Consider the following 438-nt stretch of genomic DNA (forward strand, 5'->3'; position numbering starts at 1 on the left):
CCTTCGGCATACCGACGAGGGAGACCTTACCGGTCTGATACGGGCGCATTTCGAGGCTGGTCCGCTCTCGCCGCGCGACGCTCGCTCCAGCGGCAATGCTGGTGACATGTTCGCAGAGGCGATGTTCGCGTGGCTGCGGCGACGCACACCGACGTGCAAGCGGCTTCTGTTTGGGTTCGCTTTGCTCGACCAGGCGGCAGCACGCGATCAGGTCGAGCAGTTTGGATGGGAGACGGACCTCTCGGCGCCGTTGTACTTGGCGATCGAGTTGCCTCATGAGCAGATCTTCGAGATTGGCGCACGGATGCACCCACTGCAGCGCGCCCACCCCGGGCTCTTGTGCTCTGTGATGGCGCTGATCAACGAAGCGTCCTGCAACTCGCTCTTCTTGCGCACACCGAGTTACTTCCTGGAGATGTTCGCCAGGTGGTGGTGGGA

General features: G+C 62.6%; 1 protein-coding gene. It reads left to right on the plus strand.

Annotated features, from left to right (window positions below; genetic code table 11):
- On the plus strand, window positions 1–438 hold a 438-nt coding region (locus tag ER639_RS11965; protein ID WP_129065974.1), incomplete at both ends, for a PRTRC system protein F.

Origin of the sequence: Macrococcus sp. DPC7161, assembly GCF_004117835.1 — a bacterium.
GTDB lineage: Bacteria > Bacillota > Bacilli > Staphylococcales > Staphylococcaceae > SDSC01.